Genomic DNA, 22,903 nt, shown 5'->3' on the forward strand with positions numbered 1-22,903 from the left:
AATGCTGAAAAAATGCTTGTGCATTACGATTGTTAGCCCGGTATAGCCGGGCTTTTTTATGGAGGTTTGCATGATTAGTTGCCATGTTCGTTATGAAATTGATCCAACTAAAATCCAGCAGTTTGAGTACTATGCGCGCTTATGGATTCCGTTAGTAGAAAAATTCGGTGGTATGCATCATGGCTACTTCTTGCCGGCTGAAGGCAAAAACTACGAGGCATTTGCTATCTTTAGCTTTCCATCGTTGGCAGCCTATGAAAACTATCGCCAGCAAAGCTTGAGTGATCAAGATTGCATGGAAGCCTTTGCTTATGCCGAGCAGCATAATATTGTACAGAAAATAGAACGGCAATTTATGCGACCAATACTGGCAAGTGACTAGCACTTCAGTGGGGCGAAGCGACTGTAGTGGAGCCAGCGCAGCGCTATGGAAGAATTGTGTTTCGCTATGTTATGGCGATCTCTAGAGTAAGATTCTTTGCCTAAAAACAAGATATAGGAATGATAATGGATGAAATAATCCAACGGGCTATTCAACTGCGCCGACAACAACAGTATGACGAGTCTAATGCCCTTTTAAAGGAACTGGCTGAACGGCCAGAAGCACGTGGTAAAGCGTATTTACAGCTAGCCTGGAACTGTGACGTGCAGGGACTGGAGCGGCAGGCTATTCCTTATTATCAACAGGCGTTACAAGGGCAGTTAACGGAACAAGAACGCTTTGATGCCTTGCTTGGCATTGCCAGCAGTCTGCGCACAGTTGGTCAATATGACAAAGCCGATGAATATTTTCAGCAAGGGCTAAAAGAATATCCTCAGCGTGTCGAGCAGCTGCCATTTTATGCCATGAATCTTTATAACCTAGGACGCTCTAAGCAAGCGGTAGAGTTGTTGTTATCGACCTTGATTCAAAATACGGATAATAAAGATATCAAAAGCTATCGAGCGGCCATCGAACTCTACGCAAAGGATCTGGATAGAACCTGGTGATGGCTATACAACACACGCAATTTGAAATTGTTTCCGCTCAAGTTGATGATGCCAAGGCAATCGCTACGGTAGTTAATGCAGCCTGGCAGTACGATTTGTCGGGTTTGATCTCAACTGAGCATGCCGCGCTCTTTAGCGAGCAGTGGTTTTATCAACGTACAGAAGCCGATTTATCTCATAGCGATAGCAGCAGCTGGGTTGTACATTCAGATAACAGCTCTGATCGACAAGTGGTCGCTTATTTATGCATTCGCCATCATCAACAGGAGGAAAACGGTGAGCTGTTTGGTTTATATGTGCATCCACAGTATCAAGGGTACGGTTTGGGCAAGCAGCTGTTTCAGTTGGCGTGTGACATACTGGTAGAGCAAGGCAAAAAAACAATGACTGTATGGACCTTTGATGGTGCCAACAACAATGTCTTTTATCGCAGTTTTTCCCCAAATGGGGTTCGCAAGCGATCTCTTAACATACAAGACAGTCAATATGCCGGCATTGGCTTTGTTTATTCGCTGGATAGGAGCCCCTAGCTATGCAGTTTGAGCAGTTATCGTTACAGCATGGGCAGCAGCTACTTGAATTTGAACAGCGTAATCGGCAGTTTTTTGAGCGTCTCATTGCTCCGCGGCCCGCAGAATTTTTTAGTCAAGCTGGGGTGATTGAATATATATCTACATTGTTGAATGAGCAGGCAGAGAGCCTGTTGAGCCCCTGGGTGCTGGTGGCCAGGGGCAATATCATTGCGCGTACTAACTTGCACCATATTTTGCCGCAACAGGGCAGTGCTTATGTTGGTTATAGAGTGGATGAAGGGATGACGGGCAGAGGAGTAGCAACATTGTGTTTGCAACATCTGCTGACGGTTGCCAAAGAAAGGCTTAATCTGACCACTCTGTATGGCAGGGTGTTAGATAATAATCCCGCTTCGGCTCATATTTTAATGAAGCAAGGCTTTAAGCTCGAGAAAGCGCTGTCTAGCCCAGTCACCATCCAAGGAAAGGAGTGGAACGGCCAACAGTACATCTATCTGTTAACGGAGTCTCAATGTCAGTAGATTATCAGCAGTATTTAGGCAAACAGTTAACAATTCATATCGACAGGCCGATCGGCTCACGTCATCCACGATATCTGTACCCTGATCCAGTGAATTACGGCTATTTGCCAGCAACGAAGGCAGAAGATCACAGCGAAATCGATGTGTATTTACTCGACTGTCAACAGCCATTAACGACGGTCGAAGCTGTGATTATTGGTATAGCCATTCGCCACGATGACGACGAGAACAAACTGATTGCCACACTAAACGGCCGCTGTCCAACTTTGCAAGAGGTTGAGCAGCAGTTGCATTTTCAGGAACAGTTTTTTCAGACCGAATACCAGCTGCTGCACGCATAATTGTCAGCTGGTAACACTGTGTTGTTATCAGATAAGCCAGCAAAGATTAAGTAAGTCACTTTTTCAAAATCAGAAGTATGCTTCAATGCCTCGATACTAAAGGAGTATCGATCGTGCAACTGATAGAACCTAACATGGCATACCAGCGGGAGTTTGCCGATTTTTATCGTGACTTTGCTGCCCATGATCCAGATAACGCACAATATTACCGTAGCGGCATAGATGACTTTCACGCTTATGTAAATCGTCTAATCGATGAAAGCATTGGCCGTCATTTACAGCCTGGTTGGGTGCCATGTCATCACTTTTGGTGCATTGCTGATAACGGTGCTATTGCCGGTACCATTCGTGTTCGTCACCATATTAATACCCCTCTGCTGTCTGAGGAAGGTGGCCATATTGGCTACGATGTTGCTCCGGCGTTTCGCCGTCAAGGCTATGCACGTTGGATGCTGCAACAGGTTTTGCCCGTTGCCCGGCAGCTCGGCATAGAACAGGCATTGGTGACAGCCGATGAGGATAATCGGGCATCGCGCAGAGTCATTGAAGCTAATGGCGGCAAGCTGGAAGCTGTTATTAAAGGCAAAATATTGTGTGAACGTATTGCTCGTTACTGGGTGCCTTGTTTCTTCGATGAGCAGCCCATTTAACAGAATAGGGCGCTGTTATTGTCTGCTGGCAAGCATGGAAAACTTCGATTAAGGGTCGTCGATTTTTCGAAACAAGATAGAGCGATCAACCGGCTTAATAACCGAGTCTTTTGGCGATCCAGAGCAGGCATCGAGTTATATTTGAGATCCCGTTGCTTCGTGCCAGAGTCATTTGGGCGTTGAGGCCACAGACAAGCGAACGTACACTGGCTGTCGTGTTTTTTCGAAGAGCAAACGGTATGACAGAAAAAGAAGTGGTTATTGCTTACTGGCACGCCATGGAAAGCAATGACTTTGCTGCGGCAGCGGGTTTTTTAGCCGAGTCATTCGAATGTTGGTGGCCCCAGACGGGTGAGCGTATCGTCGGACGTGACAATTTTGTTGCGATTAATTCAGCTTTTCCTGCCGAGGGCTTGTGGCGATTTACCATTAACTCTTTGCTGGCAGAGGGGGAGCAAGTGGTAACGGATGTGTCTGTGACCGATGGTGTCCGCCAGGACAGAGCCATTACTTTTCATACAGTACAGCATGGCAAGATTGTTAAACAGGTTGAGTACTGGCCAGATTGTTATGAAGCGCCAGCCTGGCGTGCACAGTGGGTTGAGCGACTGAGTGGAGAATAGTAACTCCGCCCTGTTCAGGAGCGGAGTTCGAGTACTTATTCACACTGATTATCACGGCGTTAACAGGCCCTAGCCCAACAGCTCTCAGGCAAGGCGCTCTTAGTTATTGAGCTGCTGTTCAATATGCAGCGCCACTTCCGCCGACACCCAGTTTTTCCAAATGTCGGGTTGTTGCTGCAGAAACTCAATTGCTGCGTATTCACCATCGGCTTGCTGCTGTTTCATCCAGGCTAGCCACTGATTCATGGTGGCATTATCAAGACTGCGGGCGGTTAAATAGGCCATGGCTTTTGGTGCCTGTTGGGCAAAGCTGGCGGTCGTCACGGTATAAACATCAGATGCTGGGTACATAGTTACTTGAGGGTTGGGGCATTCTTTTTGGGTAATGCATTGGCGAAAATGTTCTGCCTTAATGCCGCTGCCAAAGTCCACCATGGCCATCTCGTATTGCCCAAGCAATGCCGTTGGCGCCCAATAGTAGCCAAACCATGGCTGCTGTTGCTCATAAGCCTTAGCCAATGAACCGGCCAAGGCGGTACCTGAGCCAGGATTTACGATTTTAAATCCATCTTGCGCCAATCCCATGGCGTCAAATAAACGTTCGGTTGTGAGCTGGCAGGTCCAGCCTGCCGGACAGCCATAAAAAGCCGAGGATTCAGGGTCTTCTGGGTGACTAAATAACTGGGCGTGTTGGCGAATGCCATCAATGCTGGCCAATTCCGGATATTGCTCAAGCATGTACTTAGGCACCCAAAATCCTTCTTGGCCGCCGTCTTTTAATGATCGACCAGCAAACGCCAAACTGCCCTCATCGACACCCTGTTGAATTAACTCACGGTTAGAATTAGTCCACATTTCGGGCGCGATATCCGGCTTTGCCTTGGCCACCATGGAGGCCGTGGTCGGTTGACTATCGCCTGGTACCAGTTGTACCTGGCAGCCAAAACCCAGTTCAAGAATGGTAGCGTCTAAGTTGGCAAGAAAACTGGCCGAGTCCCAGTTCATATCGGCAATGGTTACACTGCCACACCCTGGATTTGCTGCTGAGGTATTGTCGTCGTTAGGCGACTCGCTGCAGGCCAATAGCGCTGTCAGGGCAACTATCCCCAAGCCAGTGCGCGTTACAGAGGTCATAAACCGGTCTCCTGGGCAAAAAAAAACCCAATGTATCAACATTGGGCTGGCTGCCTATCTTGCCTCAGTTTAGTTCCTCAGGCCAGGGGCGTATCAAGCGGCAGGTGAATAACTCACCAGACCGCCACGACTGAGTTCCAGTACACGATCAGCAACGTGGAAGTAGCGATCATCATGACTGACCACTATCAGGGTGAGGCCCTGTTGTTTTAGTTCAGGCAATAACTCTTCATAAAATAGTTTACGGAAATACGGGTCTTGATCGGCTGCCCATTCGTCTAACACCAATAAACTGCGGTCTTCTAGGCAGGCACTGACCATGGCCAGGCGCTTACGTTGCCCGGTCGATAAATCGACCACCGAAAACTCACCATTATCGACGCTGACAATATGGTCGAGCTGCAGTTTTTTTAGCCAACTGCGCGCACGCTCATCCTGCTCGCCCTGATCTGGTAGCGCGGCTTGTTCGAATAAATGAAAGTCAGTTAACACTGCTGAAAACATGGCTCGATAGTGACGCCAATCAGGCGATGGCAAGGTTTGGCCATCGACTTTGACTGCGCCACTGCGAGGCTTAACCAAGCCGGTTAATAATCGAACGAGTGTTGTTTTACCGGCGCCATTATGGCCCACCAGAAAAATCAGTTCACTGCGTTCAATATGTGCCGATACTGGGCCAAACTTAAACTGATCATTGCCCGGGTAGCGATAGCATACGTCTTGTAGTTCAATTTTTTGCCAGTCTTGGCGCCAGGGTGAAGCAGGTTGGCGCTGCGATTCTGGCTCAGGAAGATCCAATGATTGCAGCTTTTTCATCGACACTCGGGCACTGATTAAGCCAGGCAACTGGTTCATTGCCATATTCATAGGTTGGCGAATAAAAAGCAGAGTTAACGCAAAAGCAGTGCCTTGCGCAAGGGTGCCCATATCCAGTTTAAATACTGCCCAAAAAGTAACGCCAATCAACGCCAGTACCGTGGTGGTCATTAAGTGAATGCTCACGACGATATAACGATCACCCAAGGTGCGGTAATCCCGAGCCTTTTTAGCCGGGCCTTGCATAATGTCGTTGACCAGGCGCAGTCCACGGGCTTCGTTCAATAGTAACTCTTTATGGCCATCCAGCACTTTTTCGTAGCCACCAAACAGCTCGTCTTCTAGCTCTCTTTCTTTGCGCAATAACGCTTGGAAGCGTGAGGTTAATACTCGGTTGATGGCTAATACCAACATTAATGATGCCAGTGTCAGGGTGGCTAGCGGTGCATTGAGCCAAAACATATAGGCAAAACTAGCGCTGACCAGCGTGATGCCATACAGGAAAAAGGGCAGCATAACGAAGCCTTCTTGCAGCTGGCGCACGTCCTTTGTTAAAGCGGCATAAATTCGATTACGGCCTAGTGCTTGCAAATGCTCATATTCACAATGCAATACTTGGCTCAGTAATCGTCCACGTAATTGATACGCAACTCGATAAGATAGAGTGGTCATTAACCACTGCGAAATCACAGCCAGACAAAAGGCGCTTAGTAGCAGTGCCACAAACCAGAAGGCGTAGTCAGAAAACAGCTCGCCCTGAGAGGCGACGGTTTCGTTGATAAAATTAATAGTACCTATATTGGCCAAAGCGCTGGCAATAATAAAAACAATAGCCAGGCCAACCAAACGCCGGTTATTGGCAAACAGTGCGGCGATCAACTGCACAAATAAAATCCTCCATGTGATTTGAGCGCACGATAGGAGCGTTACACTGTGTTGTTGTTATTGGTGGTGTTGCAGTACTGTCAAAGCAGCCAGCAATCGGCTCAACGGCAGACCATTATTGGCCAACCAATCGAAGGTGCATACTCGTTTGGGAACCGTTTAAAGTACTCCTGTTCAGTGAGTAACTCAAGCAACAACCATTGGTTTACATGGCCTTGAAAACCAGGCTCGATTGCTGCTTAGGCGGCTGTCTGATGATGTAAAGTTGAGGTGGCGGGTACTATCCTAACAGCTACGCCTTTTAAGGAGCCGTTATGCTTTCTTGGTTATGGACCTTTGTTCAACCCTATCGCTTACAGTTTGGCTTTGCTGTGCTGGCTCTGGTAGCGACAGCCGTGCTTACCCTGTCGTTGGGGCAAGGCGTACGACTGATGATGGACCAAGGTTTTGTTTCAGCATCACAGCAAGGTTTGCAACAGTCCATCGCGTTGTTTTCAGTCTTAGTATTATTGGTCTCATTCGGTGCGTTTTGTCGTTTTTATTGGGTGTCTTGGCTGGGGGAGCGGGTTGTTGCTGATATTCGCCAACAGTTGTATCGACATTTATTAACCCTGCCACCAAGCTTCTTCGAAGATAACCTGGCCGGTGAAATTCAAAGTCGAGTGACCACGGACACGACGCTGCTACAAACCGTTATCGGCTCTTCATTATCCTTTGCCGTACGTAACAGCTTGCTGTTTTTGGGCGGCTTAGTGCTGATGTTTTTCACCAATATTAAGCTGAGCTTGTTGGTATTGCTTGCCGTGCCGTTACTGGTTTTTCCTGTAGTGTTATTGGGCAAGCGGGTACGTGTATTATCGCGTCGCAGCCAGGATCAAATCGCAAAGGTGGGTGCCTGGGCAGGTGAGAGCTTGCAGCACATAAAGATAGTGCAAGCGTTTGGTCGTGAAGATAAGGTCAGCCAGCAGTTTAGCCAAGCCGCTGAGACAGCGTTTGACGTTGCTTTGATACGCATTCGTCAGCGCGCCTTGCTGATATTTTTGGTGATGAGCTTACTAATGGGCTCAGTAGCCAGCATGCTGTATATCGGTGGTAGTGATGTGATAGCCGGCCAACTGAGTGCGGGTGAATTGGCGGCTTTTGTATTTTATGCATTAATGGTAGCTATGTCTTTGGCGGCCGTCACTGAGGTCTATGGTGAGCTGCAACGCGCGGCGGGAGCAGCAGAGCGCATTCGTGAACTGCTGGCAACCGAGGCTGATATTTGCTCGCCCACAGGCACATTGGAAGCAAGGATCACCGAAGTGCCAACGGAATCAAATCTGCAAGCGCCGTTACTGGAATTTAAACAGCTGAGCTTCCACTACCCTTCGCGTGCCCAGCAGCCCGCTTTGGTTGATGTGCAATTAAGCATTTATTCGGGTGAGCGCATTGCAATTGTTGGTCCTTCCGGGGCTGGTAAATCAACCTTGCTGGATTTGCTGTTGCGCTTTCGTGATCCGCAGCAAGGTGCGCTGCTGTTACAAGGAAAAGATCTTCGTCACTGGCCCTTGTCAGCATTGCGTCGCCATTTTGCGCTAGTGCCGCAACAGCCGGTGCTGTTCAGCGCCAGTGTGCGAGACAATCTACGTTTTGCAAAACCCAACGCCAGTGATGATGAACTCGTGGCGGCGGCAAAGGCAGCTCATGCTCACGAATTTCTTGTGCAGCTAGCAGATGGCTACGACTCTTATTTGGGTGAGCAAGGGGTTAAGTTATCGGGTGGCCAAAAACAGCGCTTGGCCATTGCCCGGGCGATACTGAGTGACCCTGATATTTTGTTATTGGATGAGGCCACCTCAGCACTGGATGCCGAAAGCGAATACTGGGTGCAGCAAGCGCTGGATCAACTGATGCGTCAGCGCACCAGTATTGTGATCGCGCATCGTTTGGCAACGGTGATCCATGCTGATCGCATTGTATTGCTCGATCAGGGTCGCATTGTTGCCACGGGAAGCCACCAGCAACTGTTGCAGCAGTCGGGGTTGTATCGGCGTTTGGCTGAGCTGCAGTTTAACGCGGATCTTTAATGTGTGTTTTGAGCCCGCTAGCTTGGCAGCACTCAGTCATTGGCATAATTGATCCCCTTAATGCAAATGAACAATTTCCCAAGCGATGGGTCTGTGAGTAACCTGTGTTGCATTCCATAACGGAGATGGATATATGATCACCCCGTGCACTGAATCAGGCCACCGTGCCCTGGTCGTTGAAGGCGGTGCAATGCGAGGCATCTTTGCTGCAGGCGTGTTGGATGCCTTTATGCAAGGCAATCATTACGATTTTGATATGGCAATGGGTGTATCGGCTGGCGCGACCAACCTGACTGGCTATTTGGCCCGTAGGCCAGGGCGTAATCGCCGGGTTATCACCGAGCTGGCAACTCTGCGAGATTTTTTTAACCCAGCCCGATTTGTACGTGGTGGTCATTTGACCGACGTGCATTGGCTATGGCATGCGGGTCTAGAACAGCATCCGCTGACTTTACCACGTATTTGGGATGCCATGCCCTTGTATGCCGTTGGCACTCGAGCGGATACAGGTGACGCTGAATATTGGCGTGTGAATGGTGATAACCTGGATGCTGCTATGGTGGCCACTTGCGCCTTGCCGTACTTGTATCGAGACAGTGTCGCCTTGGGGCAACATTGGTATGTTGACGGCGGCGTGGCGGACTCAATCCCAGTACGAAAAGCCTATGAGTTAGGAGCACGCGAAATTACCGTGGTGCTGTCACGCCCTTATGGCTATCGCAAACGCCAGTATCCACACGCTATGGTGGAGCAGTTGCAACAGCGTATGCAGCAACGTTTTGGTGAGGAAGCGCAATTATTATCGGCCATGATGTTGCGGGCCGATGATTACAACGACAGCTTGGAATTTATCAGCCATCCACCAGAGGATTGCCGCATCAGAGTGATTGCGCCTCCACCACAGTTTACAGTGTCCCGTTTGACCATGAATATCGAGCGCTTACATCAGGGCTATCGCATGGGCTTAGCCGCAGGCACGGAATATTTGCTGAGCTGCGATGACTATTTTGCGGCTAATTTACAGGCTCAAACCGCTAGCACAGGTATGCAACGTTAGCGGTCTGGCTAAATGCAGGTCGATAAGACTGAATGATGCGGTATTAATCGGTTAAAAACAGCGCTAATAGCTCGTTCAGATACTGTTGTCCGCGTTCGGTTGCACGAATATGATCATCAATCTGCAGTAAGCCTTGCTGTTGTGCCCGCTCAATCGGTTGCTGCACATCGTCCAGTGTCAGCCCAGTTCGATCGATAAAATCCTGCAGCGCTATGCCCTGGCGCAAACGCAATGCGTTCATTAAACATTCAAGGCCAACGTCTGTTGCTGGAATAGTTTGCTGGGCGGCTAAAAAATCCTTATCGGGATTCAAATAATCACGTGGTAAGCGGGTTTTTTGGGTACGAATAATCTGGCCATCGGCCAGGGTGATCTTGCCATGGGCACCGGCGCCAATGCCCAGATAGTCGCCAAACTGCCAATAGTTCACATTATGGCGGGCATTTTTTCCAGGCAAGCTAAAGGCAGAAATTTCATAGTGCTCAAAACCGGCGCTGGCTAGCTTGGCAAAGCCCATTTCCTGTATATCCCACAGTGCATCGTCTTCTGGCAAGCGCGGCGGGCGTTTATAAAACTCGGTATTGGGTTCTATGGTGAGCTGGTACCAGGACAGATGCGGCGGTGCATAACTGAGTGCGATGTCCAGGTCGTTTTGCGCTTGGGCCAGGGTTTGTCCAGGTAAACCATGCATTAAGTCGACATTAAAATTGTCAAATCCCGATTGTATCGCGATGTCGATGGCGCGACGTGCTTCGTCGCCATCGTGTACTCGGCCAAGGTTGTTAAGCTGTTGTGGCTGAAAACTTTGAATGCCCATGGATAAACGATTAATGCCCAGTTGACGGTAGGCAGCGAATTTTTCGGCTTCGAAGGTACCTGGGTTGGCTTCTAATGTGATTTCACAGTCACTGGCCAATCTGAGCTGTTGTTGCAAGCCATCAAATAGCTGCTGAAATGCGGCTGCCGAGAATAAGCTAGGAGTGCCGCCGCCAATAAAAATACTCTGGATAGTGCGCTCTTGTATCCAATGCTGATCCTGGCCTAAGTCGGAAAGCAATGCCTCGATATAGTCTTGCTCTGGCAATCCGCTGGGGGCAGCATGGGAGTTAAAATCGCAGTAAGGGCACTTACGAATGCACCAGGGTACATGTATATAAAGGCTAAGCGGCGGTTGAGTCATGGTCATCCAGTTGCGGGGTAGCAGTAGTGCAAAGAAAGTTTAGCAGGTCAGTATTGGCAGTATCGCAGGTAGTTCAGCATGGACGATGTGTTTAGCCAAATTCCTGGCCAAAGATACGGGTGTGACGGCACAGCTAAAGTACAAGTAAGCACCCAGGCCATGCTGGGCGCCTTATGCCTCACTCAAGACAAAACAGCAAAGAGCTAAATAGTGTTAACAGGCTCTAGGAAGCTTGGCGCTGCTCTTCGCCGCTTTGCTCCAATGCATCTAGCAAAGAGGTGACACGAGTTTGCCATTCATGTTGCTCATGGTTCAGGCGAGCATTGTTTTTTTCTAGTTCGGTATTGGCTTGCTGCAGCTGCTGTACCGCCTTCTGAAGCTCCTCACGCTCGTGGCTCAGTTGTTGGTTTTGCTGCTGCTGACTCTGCAATTGCTGCTGCGCTTGCTCCAGCGATTGCTGTTGCTCTTGCTGCAGTTGTTCCATCACTTCCAGGTCTTCACGCAGTTGTTGCTTTTCCTGACGCAATGACTCAATGGTGGCTACGGCCTGGCGGATTTTTTGTTCTAACAATTCAAAACTATTCAAGGGAGTACTCACACTGTTGTTCGTGGATCGATGTAACGGTAAAAAGTATGCGCGGATAAACCGCCCAGTGTCTATAAGGACATCTTAAAATGCCTTTTTACTCAGTGTAAAAAGCGACATTTTCACCACCGTGCTAAGGCTGCCAGCGTTGTAAAAACTGCTGCACTGCCTGGCCTCGATGTGACAAAGTATTTTTGCGCTCTTTACTCAGTGCCGCTGCGGTACAGCCTTCACTGGCTACAAAAAACAGCGGGTCGTAACCAAAACCTTGCTCACCATCGGCGCTTTTCGCGATTTGTCCTTGCCAACTGCCTTGAAATACTTGAGGCGTCGGATCATTGGCATGACGCATATAGACCAATACACATTGAAAACGTGCGCTGCGTTTTTCTTCAGGAACGTCCTTAAGGGCATGCAGTAGCTTGCTGTTATTGGCGCTGTCACCACTGCCAAAGCCATCGTTGCCGCTAGCATAGCGGGCGCTGTATATACCTGGTGCTCCCAGTAAGGCATCGACTTCCAAACCAGAATCATCGGCTAGGGCTGGCAGGCCAGTTTGCTGTGCTGCGTTACGGGCTTTGAGGATGGCATTTTCAACAAAACTCAGGCCTGTTTCTTCTACTTCTGTTACTGCTAAGTCATTTTGTGCAACGAGTTCGACCTGCTGCTCAGCAAAGTGTTGAGCAAACATGGCGGAGAATTCGCGCAATTTACCAGCGTTGCCACTGGCGAGTACGATTTTATGGCTCATTCTTCCTCGTAAAACTTCTGAGTAAATTTAACATTAAAGGAGTCTGTACTGTCTTGCGGCGATACCTGCAAATCAACGTGGTACATATCACCATCATCAAAGCGGAAAGTGGTCAGATAGTAGATGGCCTGGCTTTCTTTCACTTCTTTAAACGACAGCTCTTTGGCTTGACCGATCAGATTGCGCAAAGCGCCATCCACCTTGGCCGTTAGAGCGACGGGCAGTGGTTCGCCATCGACATGTTTAAGCACCGAAATACTGATAAAGCCCAGCGCCTTTGAGCGCGTAATACCGTAGGCCTTAGCTGTTTCAGGGCTCAAGAACGTTGAGTTCAAGCCAATATAATGGACTTCGTAGTCGCCAAAGACCTGTTTTTGCTCGCCTTGCTCATTCGCCTGTACCAGGCAGCTCAATGCCAGCATGAGCAGGGCAGTAGCAGCTGTACGAATGGATCTCATGATGATGTTCCCCTTGTGTTAACGACTGATATGATACACCGCAATTTCTCCCAGCATCGCTGGCCATAAACGAATGGCCCAATGACGTTTGTGCTCGCCATCGACCACTGCCTTGTGGCGAATGCGAATACCGCGTTCGCGGCACAGCACTTCAAAATCACGAAAGGTGCACAAGTGAATATTGGGAGTGTCATACCAATTGTATGGCAGCGTTTCCGACATCGGCATACGGCCTTTAAACATCAAATAGCTGCGAGTACGCCAGTAACCAAAATTGGGAAAGGTGACGATGGCCTCCTTGCCGATACGCAACATTTCTTCTAACAGCTGATCAGGGCGCCTAACTGCCTGCAGCGCTTGCGTCATGATGACGGTATCAATACTTTGGTCAGTAAAGTTATCCAGTCCATCATCCAGGTTTTGCTCAATCACATTCACGCCATTGGCTATGCAGGCGGTGATTTTTTGTGGGTCAATTTCCAGACCATAGCCACGTACATTCTTATGCTGCTGTAAGTAGCGCAATAGGGTGCCATCACCACAGCCTAAGTCGAGTACTTGGCTACCTGGCCGAATATGGTGTTGCAGCAGTTGTAAATCGTCGCGTAACTCGACCGCCTTTGTCATTTATTGGCCTCCGCGGCAACGCGTTGCAAGTATGCCGTTAAAATATCCAGATAGCGCGGAATGGGCAGTAAAAAAGCGTCATGACCGCTTTGCGATTCTACACAGGCGTAGGTGACGTCTTTGTCGGCCTGCACCAGAGCGTTGACGATTTCTTCCGAGCGCTCCGGTGGGAAACGCCAATCCGTGGTAAAGGAGACCAACAAAAAACGACACTGAGCATTATCTAAACAGGCAACCAGATCATCATCATAATCCGCCGCTGGGTCAAAATAATCCAGGGCTTTGGTCATCAACATATAGGTGTTGGCATCAAAGCTGTTGGAGAACTTTTCACCTTGGTGGTGCAAATAGCTTTCCACCTGAAATTCAGGCGCAAAACTGTAATTTAATTGCCCTTCTTTTAGCTCACGGCCAAATTTTTGCCGCATGGCATCGTCAGATAAGTAGGTCAGGTGCCCCAGCATGCGTGCCTGCATCAAACCGACTTTGGGAATGGTGCCGTGTTTTAAATAATGACCATCGTGAAAATCAGGGTCTTTGGCAATGGCCTGACGTGCGACTTCGTTAAAGGCAATATTCTGTGCTGATAGCTTGGGGGCTGATGCAATCACCACCGCATGGCGCAGGCGCTCGGGGTACTGAATGCTCCAGCGTAATACCTGCATGCCGCCCAGGCTGCCACCGACCACCGCTGCCCATTGCTCAATGCCGAGCACATCGGCTAACCGTGCCTGGCTATGCACCCAATCACGCACAGCCACAATTGGAAAGTCGGGGCCGTACACTTCGCCGGTTTGCGGATTGATACTGGTAGGGCCACTAGAGCCGTTACAGCCGCCAAGGTTATTGAGGGCGACAACAAAAAATTGGTTGGTGTCTATCGGTTTGCCGGGGCCGATACAGCTGTCCCACCAGCCGGGCTTATCATCGTCCATGCTGTGATAACCGGCTGCGTGATGAGTACCACTAAGGGCGTGGCAGATCAGCACGGCATTGGATTTATTCGCGTTTAGCTCACCATAGGTTTCATAGATCAGGTCGTAGCTGGGCAAAACACGGCCACTGCGTAATGTCAGTGGCTGATCGAAATGCTGTATCTTAGGGGTGACCAGCCCGACCGAATTGGCAGGAATAGTGTCAGGCATTGTTGCAAGCTGTCCCGGTAAAAAGTCTGAGTGTATCAGCTAATGCACGGTCAGACAGCCGGCGCAATTGGGCTGGTCAACGATTGATCAATCTGTATCCGGTAGCAGGTCATCCTGTAGCTGCTCTAGGTACTCAGAGACTTCTTCTGGCTGGCGGAAAAAAGCAATGTGATAGACCGCTTCGCCTTCCTGTACCAGCGGAATATTTTGCTTACCTATGATGATGCCATCCTGCTTAGTGACAATGCTATCGAGCAATGTGCCATAAGGATCGACAATATCGGCCAACACATCGCCACGACTGACCTGGTCACCGAGCTGCTTTTTATGGCGAATAAAACCGGAGTCGGTGGCGCGTAGCCAGCGGCTGTAGCGTGCCACCACAGGATGGTAGGACGGTTTGCGACGCGATGCTGGCAGCATCCCTAGTGAGCGCATAACGTTAAGAGTGCCGCGCACGCCTGCACGAATCGCCAGTTCATCAAAACGCAATGCTTCGCCTGCTTCGTATAATAGTACCTTGGCGCCTTCTTCTGCCGCGCATTGGCGCAAGGAACCGTCGCGAATATTGGCATTCAGCACCACAGGCACACCAAAGGCCGATGCCAGTTGTGCGGTCGCTTCGTCGTCCAAGTCAGCACGAATCTGTGGCAAGTTAGAGCGATGAATGGCACCGGTGTGAAAGTCGATGCCGTAATCGCAGCGGCGCACTATTTCACGCAGAAATAAATCCGCCATACGTGCCGCTAGGGAGCCGCGAGATGAACCAGGAAAGGAGCGGTTCAAATCACGACGGTCGGGCAAATAACGGGTTTGGTTTAATACCCCATAAACATTCACCATAGGCACGGCCAGTACCGTGCCACGCAACTTTTGCATCGCTTTGCTGTTGATCAGGCGTTGAATGATTTCAACGCCATTGAGTTCATCGCCATGAATGGCGGCACTCAAAAAGAGTGTCGGGCCAGCCATACGACCGCAGTGAACCTGCACCGGAATAGACATCTGGGTGTCGGTATAAAGTTTGACGACGGGCAGCTCGATTTTTTTCACTTCGCCAGGCTGAACTGTGACGCCCGCCAGGGTGATAGCACTGTTTTTTCTGGTCATTTTTCCTATCCTGAGCCACAGTCAGGCACACTATGGGTACTTATTGTTATAGCAGGGAAGTCGGCAACGACGAAGAGGAAAGATTTTATGGTCACGATCAAGCAGCGACATCAGGTATTGGATTGGCTGGTCAATAACCTGATGTCGCCAGAGGCTCTGGCGCATCCGTTGGAGACCCGGGATTTTAGTGTCGATGACTGGGCCTATGTGGTGGAAGGTATTCCCCATGAGTTCCGGCCATTATTGTGGCGTTCGCTATTGGCCGATATGCAGCCGGGCATTATTTGTGCCATGCGTGATGATGCGCGCAAACACTTGCTGGCAGAACTCAATAGCGATGAGGTAAACGACCTGCTGGCACGCAGTAGCGCTGACCAGTTATTGATGCTGTATGAGCAATTGCCTTCGCGTTTGGCGCGCCAAGTTATATCTGAATTACCACACCAGCAGCGCAGTTCGGTTAAAGATGCACTGACCTACTCGGAAAACCAACTGGGTCGTTATGTTAACCACGATGTCGTCACGGTATTGCCGCAAACGCCGGTCGCCGACGTATTGCTGGATTTAAAACAGCGCCAGTTGCCCGCTTATACGGATGCCTTGGTGGTGATGGACGAGCAAGAGCGTTACCTGGGGCTGGCCAGCCTGGATGCTATTTTCAGTGCTTCACGCAAAGTCGCCATCAGTGAAATCATGGTAAGTGAAGTGGGTGTATTACCCACGGTTAGTTTGCTTGACGCCTCTAATCGAGTGAAAGCTTCCGGCCTAAGCATGTTACCTGTGGTGGATGAGCAGGGCATATTGCTGGGCCGCTTCTCGCTGCGTGACTCTTTGGATGTGATGCAGGAGCACTATGAAGAGCAGCTGTCGCATATGGGTAATGTCAGCGATGAAGACTTATTTGCGCCGGTTGCCATCAGTGCTCGGCGTCGTGCCGTTTGGTTAGGCATTAATTTGGCCACCGCATTTTTAGCCTCGGCGGTTATCGGTTTGTTTGAAGCGGTCTTGGTGCAAGTGGTGGCGCTGGCCGTGTTAATGCCAATCGTTGCCAGTATGGGCGGTATTACCGGCAGTCAAACACTGACTCTGACCATTCGCGGTTTGGCCACTGGGCAATTGTCGGCGGCGAACTTAACCCCATTGGCCAATAAAGAACTACGGGTGGCCGCCATTAATGCCGTGTTATGGGCATTGGTGGTTGGCATAGTGTCGGCCTGGTGGTTTGGCAATGGCTGGCTGGCACTGGTGATCGTGGTGGCGCTATTGGTGAATATGTTGGTCGCCGTTATTAGCGGTATTATTATTCCGGTAATACTTAATCGCTTGGGTATAGATCCTGCGTTGGCTGGCTCGGTGATCTTGACAACAGTCACCGATGTGGTCGGATTTTTCGTGTTTTTGGGCTCGGCCACCTTATTATTTGTCTCCTAGATGCCCGTCTTCGCTTAGGCTGCTATAAGCAGCCTAAGCCAGTAACGCTTGATGTCCCTGTGTGCCATAGGAGAAGCAGTGTTTTATAAATTAAAAGAACGATTATCTAATGATTTTCTGGTTGAGCTCAGTGAAACAAAGCTGAGGGTTACCGTGTTTGGGGCAGATCTTTATTTTGACGATGAGGCCGTTATTGCAATACAACAATTTGACAAAGGTAAAGCCATTGTTGCTGTCGGTGCCAGTGCCAATTCCATCACTGAGCCTAACTGCCAGGTGGTTTATCCCTTTCAGCACAGCCGATCGTTTGTTGCAGATTTTGAGTGTGCGGAAAAACTGCTTCAGTACGCGATATCTACTCTAAAGAAATCTAGATTCCGACTAGCGTCAAGAATCATAATGCACCAGCTAGAAAAAACTGAAGGTGGCTTGACGGATATAGAACAGCGTGTATTAAAGGAGTTGGCAATGGCCGCGGGTGCTAGTGAGGTGTTGGTGTATTGTGGTGCTCGTATTGATGTTAATAGAGATAGCTTTGAATTAGTCAAACAAAGATCATGAAAATCCAACTGTTACTTCATCGCGATAGCCAAAGGCTCACTTTACAATGTCGATAACCAATATTATCAGCTATGGCCTGATACTTTTGATTCCAGCAGGGTTTGCTTTGCATGTTTTCTTGCATGTGCAGGGCTGGTCACTGTTTTTAATGATAACCTTTGCTGCTATTTGTGTGATCACTTTTTCGTGCATGCACAAGATTCTGCCCGGAAAAAAAAGCCAGAGTGTGGTGGCTTACCTACAGCCTATGGTTATTTTTCCATCTATCTATTTAGCGAACTTCGGTCTTGAGGACGGTTCTAATGATCCAGTTCAGGCGATATTAATCGCATTAGCAGTGACAGCCTTTGCCAGTGGCTGCTTTGTGCTGGGGCTACATGTTGGTCGGCGGGAGAAGTAGCCGAGCGTCTCTGGTAATATAAAGCTGTAATTAACGTGTGTTAGGATGGTACCTAGATGAGCCAAGAGCAGCCCAATAACCCTTTGCATGGTTTGACCTTAGAAAAGATTCTGGTGCGTCTGCAAGAGCACTATGGCTGGCAAGGGCTGGATGAGAGAATCCATATCAATTGCTTTCATAGCAACCCATCCATCAAATCTTCATTGAAATTTCTGCGTAAAACTCAGTGGGCTAGGGATAAGGTGGAAGCACTGTATATCAGCACGTTTTGTCAATGACAGGTGAGTTACTGCGGCAGGCTTCGCTAACGCCTGTTGTTGCTTAACGAGCAAGGCATTCAAACGAATATCGCACTTTCAGGAGTAACGGAATATGACGGAAAGCAACGCCTTTGCCAGCACTTCTCCGCTGGTCGATTGTCACTGGCTGGCAGATAGACTGGGTCAGTCAAACCTGGTGCTGCTCGATGCCAGTATGAAAACCGTGATTGGTCGAGAGCCGGTGCTATATGAGCAGCCCTGCTATATTCCTGGCGCTCAGATGCTGGATTTGGAACAGGCATTGTGTGATACCGATTCAACCCAGGCGCATGCTTTTCCGAGTGTCGAAATTTATCAGCGCGTGGCGCGTTCACTCGGTATTAACCAAGATAGTCTGGTGGTGATCTACGACAACCAAGGCATTTATTCAGCCCCTCGTGCTTGGTGGATTTTTAACACTATGGGCTTTGATCAGGTGTTTGTTTTGGATGGCGGTCTACCGCAATGGTTAGCCCAAGGCCGACAGGTGGTTAACGAGCCTGTGACACTTAGCCAGCCAGGAAATGTCGTGGCTGATCTTCAAACGGACCAGCTGTGTGGCTGTGAGCAGGTGTTGGCATTTATGCAAGACAACAGCAGCGCTATTATCGATGTACGTTCGCGCGCTCGATTTTTGGGCCAGGCCGCCGAGCCTAGAGCTGGCGTTCGAAGTGGTCATATTCCTGGTTCTTATAATTTGCCCTTTGCCGATGTTTTGACCGATCAGGGCTATTTATCTGAGTCGCAGTTACGCGAACTGTTCACCCAGCTGTTGCCTAGGTCAGCTAATCAACTGGTGTTTTCCTGCGGCTCAGGCATTACTGCCTGCATCGTATTGTTGGCGGCAATCTTGGCTGGTTATCAGTCTGTATGTTTATACGATGGCTCCTGGGCAGAATGGGGCGCCAATGCCGATTTACCCATTGCCGTAGGTGAACATGGAGAACAATTCCGGGATTAGTATAAGGCCGATGCGGGCAGATGAATTTGCTGCTTTTTGCGACTATTTTGTTGAAGATTATGGCCGTGAAATTGCCGACAACTATGGCCATTCGCTGCAGCATGGCCGTGCTGTGGCGCAAGCGGATCTTGATAAAAGCTTTCCGCAAGGGCCATTGCCCAGCGATCAGAATTTATTGTGCATAGACGCATTGCTTGACGGTAACCAGCAACGAGTTGGCTATTTGTGGCACAACACCTGTGCTGAGCAGCAAAGCACATTTATATGTGATTTTTATATAGCGCCTGACTATCGCAGTTTGGGCTATGGCCGCAGCGCCCTTGAGGCGCTGGAGCAAGGCATGGCCAAGCTCGGCGTTAGGCAAATTAAGTTACGGGTCGCGTATCATAATCGCCGTGCATTAGCGCTGTATCAGCAGTTAGGATTTCACATTACTGGGCTCAATATGGCAAAGCCAGTGGAGCCCAGCAGCACTTAACTGTTTTTTAATAGCAGGTAGATGCTGGTAGCAATACACACGCCTACCGTCATCCAGCGAATAAAATTGGCGCCTTGTTTCATCGCTGCTGCGGCACCCAGTCGTGCGCCTATGGCCTGACCGACAGCCATGCATAAGCCCGCCGTCCACAATATTTGGCCGCCTACAATAAAGACCGCCAATGAAACGATATTGGTGGTGAAATTGAGCAACTTAGCGTTTGCCGTGGCATTAACCAGGCTAAGTCCACGGGCGGTGGCATGGCTTAGGGTAAAAAATGTGCCTGTGCCTGGGCCAAAGCCACCATCGTATACACCAATGCTGGTCACGACGCTGGCATTAAACGCCTTGCGGCTCATACGTGGTGGCTGATCTTCAGTTTTGGCTTGGGGAGCAATAATGAGGTACACAGCGATCAGCATCATGGCAAAGGGCATGGCCGTGGTCAGCCAGTCGCTATTGATTTGCTGAATCAGCCAGGCACCGACTACAGCGCCAATGGCCGCGCAGGTCATCGCGGGCCATTGTTGACGCAAAGAAATCAGGCCTTGGCGCAGAAAAAAACGAGTCGCGGAAAAACTACCAAAGCAGGCTTGCAGCTTATTGGTTGCAATAGCGCCGACCGGCGGTACTCCGACCGCCATCAGAGCAGGAATAGTGAGCAAGCCACCACCGCCGGCAACAGCATCAATAAAACCGGCCGCCAGAGCGACCACAGACAATAACAATAAAGCTTCAACAGCAAGCTCCAATGGGGCCTCCTTGTGGTTTGGGTAGAGGGGGTTGGCGATCATTGCCTATAATGACGCAAAATTGCGCAATCATCAGTCAGTAGTCATACTTATTTATTTATCAATAGTGCGCACGGTTTGCCATTGATGATAAATGGTCGCATTTGAGCTATGGTGACGCGCTTGCCAACGGCTGGTTGGGACAGTTTTTCTTGGCAGGGCATTTTAGTCTGGGTCTCTGTCCGCTAGCGTTGTTACTTTACTGTACTGGGAAATGGACATGAAGAAACTGGGTTTATTGCTCTCTCTGTGCCTGAGCGGCATCAGCCAAGCTGATGAATCTCCGTCAGCCATCGTCATTGGGGCGGGGCTGTCAGGCTTATCTGCTGCGTATGAACTGGAGCAGCGTGGTGTTGATGTCACCGTGCTGGAAGCCCAACAACGCATTGGCGGCCGTGTTCATACCCTCTATAACGCTTTTGATCAATGGCAATACGCTGAAGCGGGCGGCGAACTGCTCGATGATGCTGAAGTGCATACCGAAGTGCATGGCTATATGAAGAAGTTTGGCCTGTCGTTGGAAGAGGTTGGCTACGACTATGACACGGCTTACTTTATTGATGGCAAGCGAGTACCTGAGTCGGAGCTGGAAAACCTTATCGGTGCCAAAGCTATGGCCGATTACGATCGCTTCTGGGAAGAGTTGGCTGCATTAGCTGAATATGTACCTGACCCTGCCAAACTGGATCAGTCACCCAAAGCCAAAGAGCTGGATCAGCAATCTGTTGCCCAGTGGTTAGATGGCTTGAATTTGGCACCCAAAGCCCGAGTGCTGGCTGAGCATCATATTCGCGGTGAATACGCCGAGCCATCTGAGATGTCACTATTATTCCTGGCGCATCAAGCCAAGGTCTACGAAGACGTCGAAGACGAGCAGGTTGAGGTGTATCGCATCGCTGGCGGCAATGTGCGCCTGGCTCACGCATTGGCGGTGCAGCTTAAAAAACCTATCTTGCTGGATCATGCGGTGACGGAAGTCCGTCTGAATGAACATGGCGTGGATGTTATCGCCGCCGGTAAAGTTTTCAGCGCCGATTACGCCATTGTCACGGTACCAGCCAAGGTTTTACATCAGATTCGCTTTAATCCAGCGCTGCCTGCGCCGTTGGATAACGCTCAGGCGTTGTCGTACGGCAGTCACACCAAAGTGATGCTGCAATACAAAAAACGTTTTTGGCTCGACGCTAAATTAAACGGCGATACCGTGGCTGATTTACCCCTAGGTTGGACCTGGGAAGCTACCGATCAGCAAGCAGGCGAAGCCGGCATCCTGACCGTGTATACCTCGGGCCGTTTTGCCGATGGCGATCGTTTTAAAACCGAAGCTGAATTGATTAACGCAGCGCGTGATCAGGTGGCACAGGTGTATCCAGGTGCCGACGCCTTATTCTTGCACGGTGAAACCCAAGCTTGGTTGCGCCAGCCTTGGCAACAAGGCGGTTATAGCGCCTATGGACCAGGTGACGTGACGCGCTTTTGGCAGGCATTTCGCAAGCCGCTGGGCCGTTTAATCTGGGCTGGTGAGCACACTGCTGATCGTTACGTCGGTTACCTGGAAGGTGCTATCCGCTCGGGTCAGCGTGCAGCTCAGCAATATCCACTCTAAACTCGAAACTAAGGCGCCTAGCGCCGTAACCCGGAGACCATCATGCGTATCGTTCTGCTGCTGGCGGCGTTTTTCATGACTGTGCAGGCTCACAGTGAAGCCCCGTCGGCTGATTTTACTGCCCAGCACATTAAAGTGATTAATATCGTGGCCCCGGAGTGGCCAGATTTCACCAACAAGGACGGTACCGGATTGTATTGGGATTTACTGCGCGAAGTGTACGAGCCGGAAGGCATTCGCCTTAAATATGCCATTGTGCCCTGGAACCGGGCGATGAAGATGGTCACTAAATACCCAGTCTACAACGCCATTGTCGGTGAATACCTAGATACCGAAGAGCCACTGCGCTTTCCGGATTACGCCATCGATGTCGAGCGTTTGGCGGTCTTATACCCCGTTGGCAAGGGCATCGAATGGCAAGGGCAGGCGACCTTCAGCAATCGCACCGTGGGTTGGATCAAAGACTACGAGTTGATTCCGGAAGATCAGCGTGATTTCACGTTGCGTGAATTCCGTGACACGGCTGACGGTGTGGATTTGCTGCTGCAAGGTCAGCTCGACATGCTGATTGATGAGTGGGATGAGGTGGCCATGGCGTTACAGGAAGCGGGCCAGGGCATTGAAAAGTTTGAAATGCACGATATGCCTGAAGGCACAGATGTTTATGTTGGCTTTGCCGATACTGATTTATCCAACCACTTGTTAGAAGTGTATAACCGTCGTATTCCAGAACTGGTGAAGTCGGGTAAATTGCAGGCGCTGTATGCAAAATGGGGGGTGGGCGAAATCCCAGCTAATGTGCAGCGATTGATCGACCAGCAATAACCCGCTTCAAGCAAGCGCCTCAACCGAGGCGCTTTTTTTATGCCTTTTTTTTAGCCGTGGCTCAGATTGTCGAGA

Annotated in this window: 27 protein-coding genes; 17 read left to right on the forward strand and 10 right to left on the reverse strand. The window is 49.8% G+C overall.

What is annotated here, in order from left to right; translation table 11 throughout:
- Nucleotides 1-70 precede the first annotated feature (70 nt).
- The 7 genes from AC55FS_RS03660 to AC55FS_RS03690 all read left to right on the forward strand — a co-directional run bounded on the left by AC55FS_RS03660 (nucleotide 71) and on the right by AC55FS_RS03690 (nucleotide 3,658).
- Complete coding sequence (locus AC55FS_RS03660) at nucleotides 71-382, forward strand: NIPSNAP family protein (RefSeq protein WP_496934715.1); 312 nt, start codon at nucleotides 71-73, stop codon at nucleotides 380-382.
- 125 nt (nucleotides 383-507) lie between these two features.
- On the forward strand, nucleotides 508-990 hold the full coding sequence (locus AC55FS_RS03665; RefSeq protein WP_496934716.1) for a tetratricopeptide repeat protein: 483 nt from the start codon (nucleotides 508-510) through the stop codon (nucleotides 988-990).
- Entirely contained in the window at nucleotides 990-1,520 is a 531-nt protein-coding gene (locus tag AC55FS_RS03670) for a GNAT family N-acetyltransferase (protein ID WP_496935937.1), read from the forward strand. Before AC55FS_RS03665 ends, AC55FS_RS03670 begins: the two co-directional genes overlap by 1 nt.
- Nucleotides 1,521-1,522: 2 nt before the next feature.
- Nucleotides 1,523-2,044 (forward strand): GNAT family N-acetyltransferase, encoded by a 522-nt coding sequence (locus AC55FS_RS03675; RefSeq protein ID WP_496934717.1) that lies wholly within the window; start codon nucleotides 1,523-1,525, stop codon nucleotides 2,042-2,044.
- Nucleotides 2,035-2,385 carry an inorganic diphosphatase gene (locus AC55FS_RS03680; RefSeq protein WP_496934718.1) on the forward strand — a complete coding sequence of 117 codons (351 nt, stop codon included), beginning with the start codon at nucleotides 2,035-2,037 and terminating at the stop codon, nucleotides 2,383-2,385. The genes AC55FS_RS03675 and AC55FS_RS03680 overlap by 10 nt, the downstream gene beginning before the upstream one ends.
- Nucleotides 2,386-2,498: 113 nt before the next feature.
- Nucleotides 2,499-3,035: a GNAT family N-acetyltransferase gene (locus AC55FS_RS03685; RefSeq protein ID WP_496934719.1), complete on the forward strand. Its 537-nt coding sequence runs from the start codon at nucleotides 2,499-2,501 to the stop codon at nucleotides 3,033-3,035.
- 239 nt (nucleotides 3,036-3,274) lie between these two features.
- Complete coding sequence (locus AC55FS_RS03690) at nucleotides 3,275-3,658, forward strand: nuclear transport factor 2 family protein (RefSeq protein ID WP_496934720.1); 384 nt, start codon at nucleotides 3,275-3,277, stop codon at nucleotides 3,656-3,658.
- Between the two features lie 99 nt (nucleotides 3,659-3,757).
- Here the strand turns inward: AC55FS_RS03690 and AC55FS_RS03695 are convergent, their stop codons facing one another.
- Together AC55FS_RS03695 and AC55FS_RS03700 are read right to left on the reverse strand one after the other, a co-directional pair.
- Nucleotides 3,758-4,792 (reverse strand): ABC transporter substrate-binding protein, encoded by a 1,035-nt coding sequence (locus tag AC55FS_RS03695; RefSeq protein WP_496934721.1) that lies wholly within the window; start codon nucleotides 4,790-4,792, stop codon nucleotides 3,758-3,760.
- 93 nt (nucleotides 4,793-4,885) lie between these two features.
- Nucleotides 4,886-6,493: a cyclic peptide export ABC transporter gene (locus AC55FS_RS03700; protein WP_496934722.1), complete on the reverse strand. Its 1,608-nt coding sequence runs from the start codon at nucleotides 6,491-6,493 to the stop codon at nucleotides 4,886-4,888.
- A gap of 314 nt (nucleotides 6,494-6,807) precedes the next feature.
- On the opposite strand from AC55FS_RS03700, the gene AC55FS_RS03705 reads away from it, so the two are divergent.
- The gene (locus AC55FS_RS03705) at nucleotides 6,808-8,562 is read left to right on the forward strand and encodes an ABC transporter transmembrane domain-containing protein (protein ID WP_496934723.1); all 1,755 of its coding nucleotides are present in this window, start codon (nucleotides 6,808-6,810) and stop codon (nucleotides 8,560-8,562) included.
- Between the two features lie 133 nt (nucleotides 8,563-8,695).
- On the forward strand, nucleotides 8,696-9,619 hold the full coding sequence (locus AC55FS_RS03710; protein WP_496934724.1) for a patatin-like phospholipase family protein: 924 nt from the start codon (nucleotides 8,696-8,698) through the stop codon (nucleotides 9,617-9,619).
- Between the two features lie 43 nt (nucleotides 9,620-9,662).
- Here the strand turns inward: AC55FS_RS03710 and hemW are convergent, their stop codons facing one another.
- The 7 genes from hemW to AC55FS_RS03745 form a co-directional block, all read right to left on the reverse strand.
- The gene (gene hemW / locus AC55FS_RS03715; RefSeq protein ID WP_496934726.1) at nucleotides 9,663-10,799 is read right to left on the reverse strand and encodes a radical SAM family heme chaperone HemW; all 1,137 of its coding nucleotides are present in this window, start codon (nucleotides 10,797-10,799) and stop codon (nucleotides 9,663-9,665) included.
- Nucleotides 10,800-11,022: 223 nt separating this feature from the next.
- A complete protein-coding gene (locus tag AC55FS_RS03720; protein WP_496934727.1) occupies nucleotides 11,023-11,397 on the reverse strand; it encodes a hypothetical protein in 375 nt (124 codons plus the stop codon).
- 121 nt (nucleotides 11,398-11,518) lie between these two features.
- Nucleotides 11,519-12,136 (reverse strand): RdgB/HAM1 family non-canonical purine NTP pyrophosphatase, encoded by a 618-nt coding sequence (rdgB, locus tag AC55FS_RS03725; RefSeq protein ID WP_496934728.1) that lies wholly within the window; start codon nucleotides 12,134-12,136, stop codon nucleotides 11,519-11,521.
- On the reverse strand, nucleotides 12,133-12,594 hold the full coding sequence (locus AC55FS_RS03730) for a DUF4426 domain-containing protein (protein WP_496934729.1): 462 nt from the start codon (nucleotides 12,592-12,594) through the stop codon (nucleotides 12,133-12,135). Before AC55FS_RS03730 ends, rdgB begins: the two co-directional genes overlap by 4 nt.
- 18 nt (nucleotides 12,595-12,612) lie before the next feature.
- Entirely contained in the window at nucleotides 12,613-13,221 is a 609-nt protein-coding gene (metW, locus tag AC55FS_RS03735; RefSeq protein ID WP_496934730.1) for a methionine biosynthesis protein MetW, read from the reverse strand.
- A complete protein-coding gene (gene metX / locus AC55FS_RS03740; RefSeq protein ID WP_496934731.1) occupies nucleotides 13,218-14,366 on the reverse strand; it encodes a homoserine O-succinyltransferase MetX in 1,149 nt (382 codons plus the stop codon). Before metX ends, metW begins: the two co-directional genes overlap by 4 nt.
- 87 nt (nucleotides 14,367-14,453) lie before the next feature.
- Nucleotides 14,454-15,476, reverse strand: a complete 1,023-nt coding sequence (locus tag AC55FS_RS03745; protein WP_496934732.1) for a succinylglutamate desuccinylase/aspartoacylase family protein — start codon at nucleotides 15,474-15,476, stop codon at nucleotides 14,454-14,456.
- 87 nt (nucleotides 15,477-15,563) lie between these two features.
- Here AC55FS_RS03745 and AC55FS_RS03750 point away from each other — a divergent pair, with 87 nt between their 5' ends.
- From AC55FS_RS03750 to AC55FS_RS03775, 6 genes are all read left to right on the forward strand, one after another.
- A complete protein-coding gene (locus tag AC55FS_RS03750) occupies nucleotides 15,564-16,907 on the forward strand; it encodes a magnesium transporter (RefSeq protein WP_496934733.1) in 1,344 nt (447 codons plus the stop codon).
- Between the two features lie 78 nt (nucleotides 16,908-16,985).
- Complete coding sequence (locus tag AC55FS_RS03755; protein WP_496934734.1) at nucleotides 16,986-17,468, forward strand: rod shape-determining protein; 483 nt, start codon at nucleotides 16,986-16,988, stop codon at nucleotides 17,466-17,468.
- 46 nt (nucleotides 17,469-17,514) lie between these two features.
- Nucleotides 17,515-17,868 carry a hypothetical protein gene (locus AC55FS_RS03760; RefSeq protein WP_496934735.1) on the forward strand — a complete coding sequence of 118 codons (354 nt, stop codon included), beginning with the start codon at nucleotides 17,515-17,517 and terminating at the stop codon, nucleotides 17,866-17,868.
- Between the two features lie 56 nt (nucleotides 17,869-17,924).
- Nucleotides 17,925-18,146, forward strand: coding sequence for a VF530 family protein (locus AC55FS_RS03765; RefSeq protein WP_496934736.1), 222 nt, complete (start codon nucleotides 17,925-17,927; stop codon nucleotides 18,144-18,146).
- A gap of 94 nt (nucleotides 18,147-18,240) precedes the next feature.
- Entirely contained in the window at nucleotides 18,241-19,128 is an 888-nt protein-coding gene (locus AC55FS_RS03770; protein ID WP_496934737.1) for a sulfurtransferase, read from the forward strand.
- Nucleotides 19,129-19,138: 10 nt separating this feature from the next.
- Nucleotides 19,139-19,606: a GNAT family N-acetyltransferase gene (locus tag AC55FS_RS03775; RefSeq protein ID WP_496934738.1), complete on the forward strand. Its 468-nt coding sequence runs from the start codon at nucleotides 19,139-19,141 to the stop codon at nucleotides 19,604-19,606.
- Here the strand turns inward: AC55FS_RS03775 and AC55FS_RS03780 are convergent.
- Entirely contained in the window at nucleotides 19,603-20,358 is a 756-nt protein-coding gene (locus AC55FS_RS03780; protein WP_496934739.1) for a TSUP family transporter, read from the reverse strand. The two genes, AC55FS_RS03775 and AC55FS_RS03780, sit on opposite strands and share 4 nt — an antisense overlap.
- A 259-nt stretch (nucleotides 20,359-20,617) precedes the next feature.
- Here AC55FS_RS03780 and AC55FS_RS03785 point away from each other — a divergent pair, with 259 nt between their 5' ends.
- Entirely contained in the window at nucleotides 20,618-22,003 is a 1,386-nt protein-coding gene (locus AC55FS_RS03785) for a flavin monoamine oxidase family protein (RefSeq protein WP_496934740.1), read from the forward strand.
- Nucleotides 22,004-22,045: 42 nt separating this feature from the next.
- On the forward strand, nucleotides 22,046-22,828 hold the full coding sequence (locus AC55FS_RS03790; protein ID WP_496934741.1) for a substrate-binding periplasmic protein: 783 nt from the start codon (nucleotides 22,046-22,048) through the stop codon (nucleotides 22,826-22,828).
- Nucleotides 22,829-22,903 lie beyond the last annotated feature (75 nt).

The sequence above is a fragment of the Bacterioplanes sp. CLAM21 genome (genome assembly GCF_059641015.1).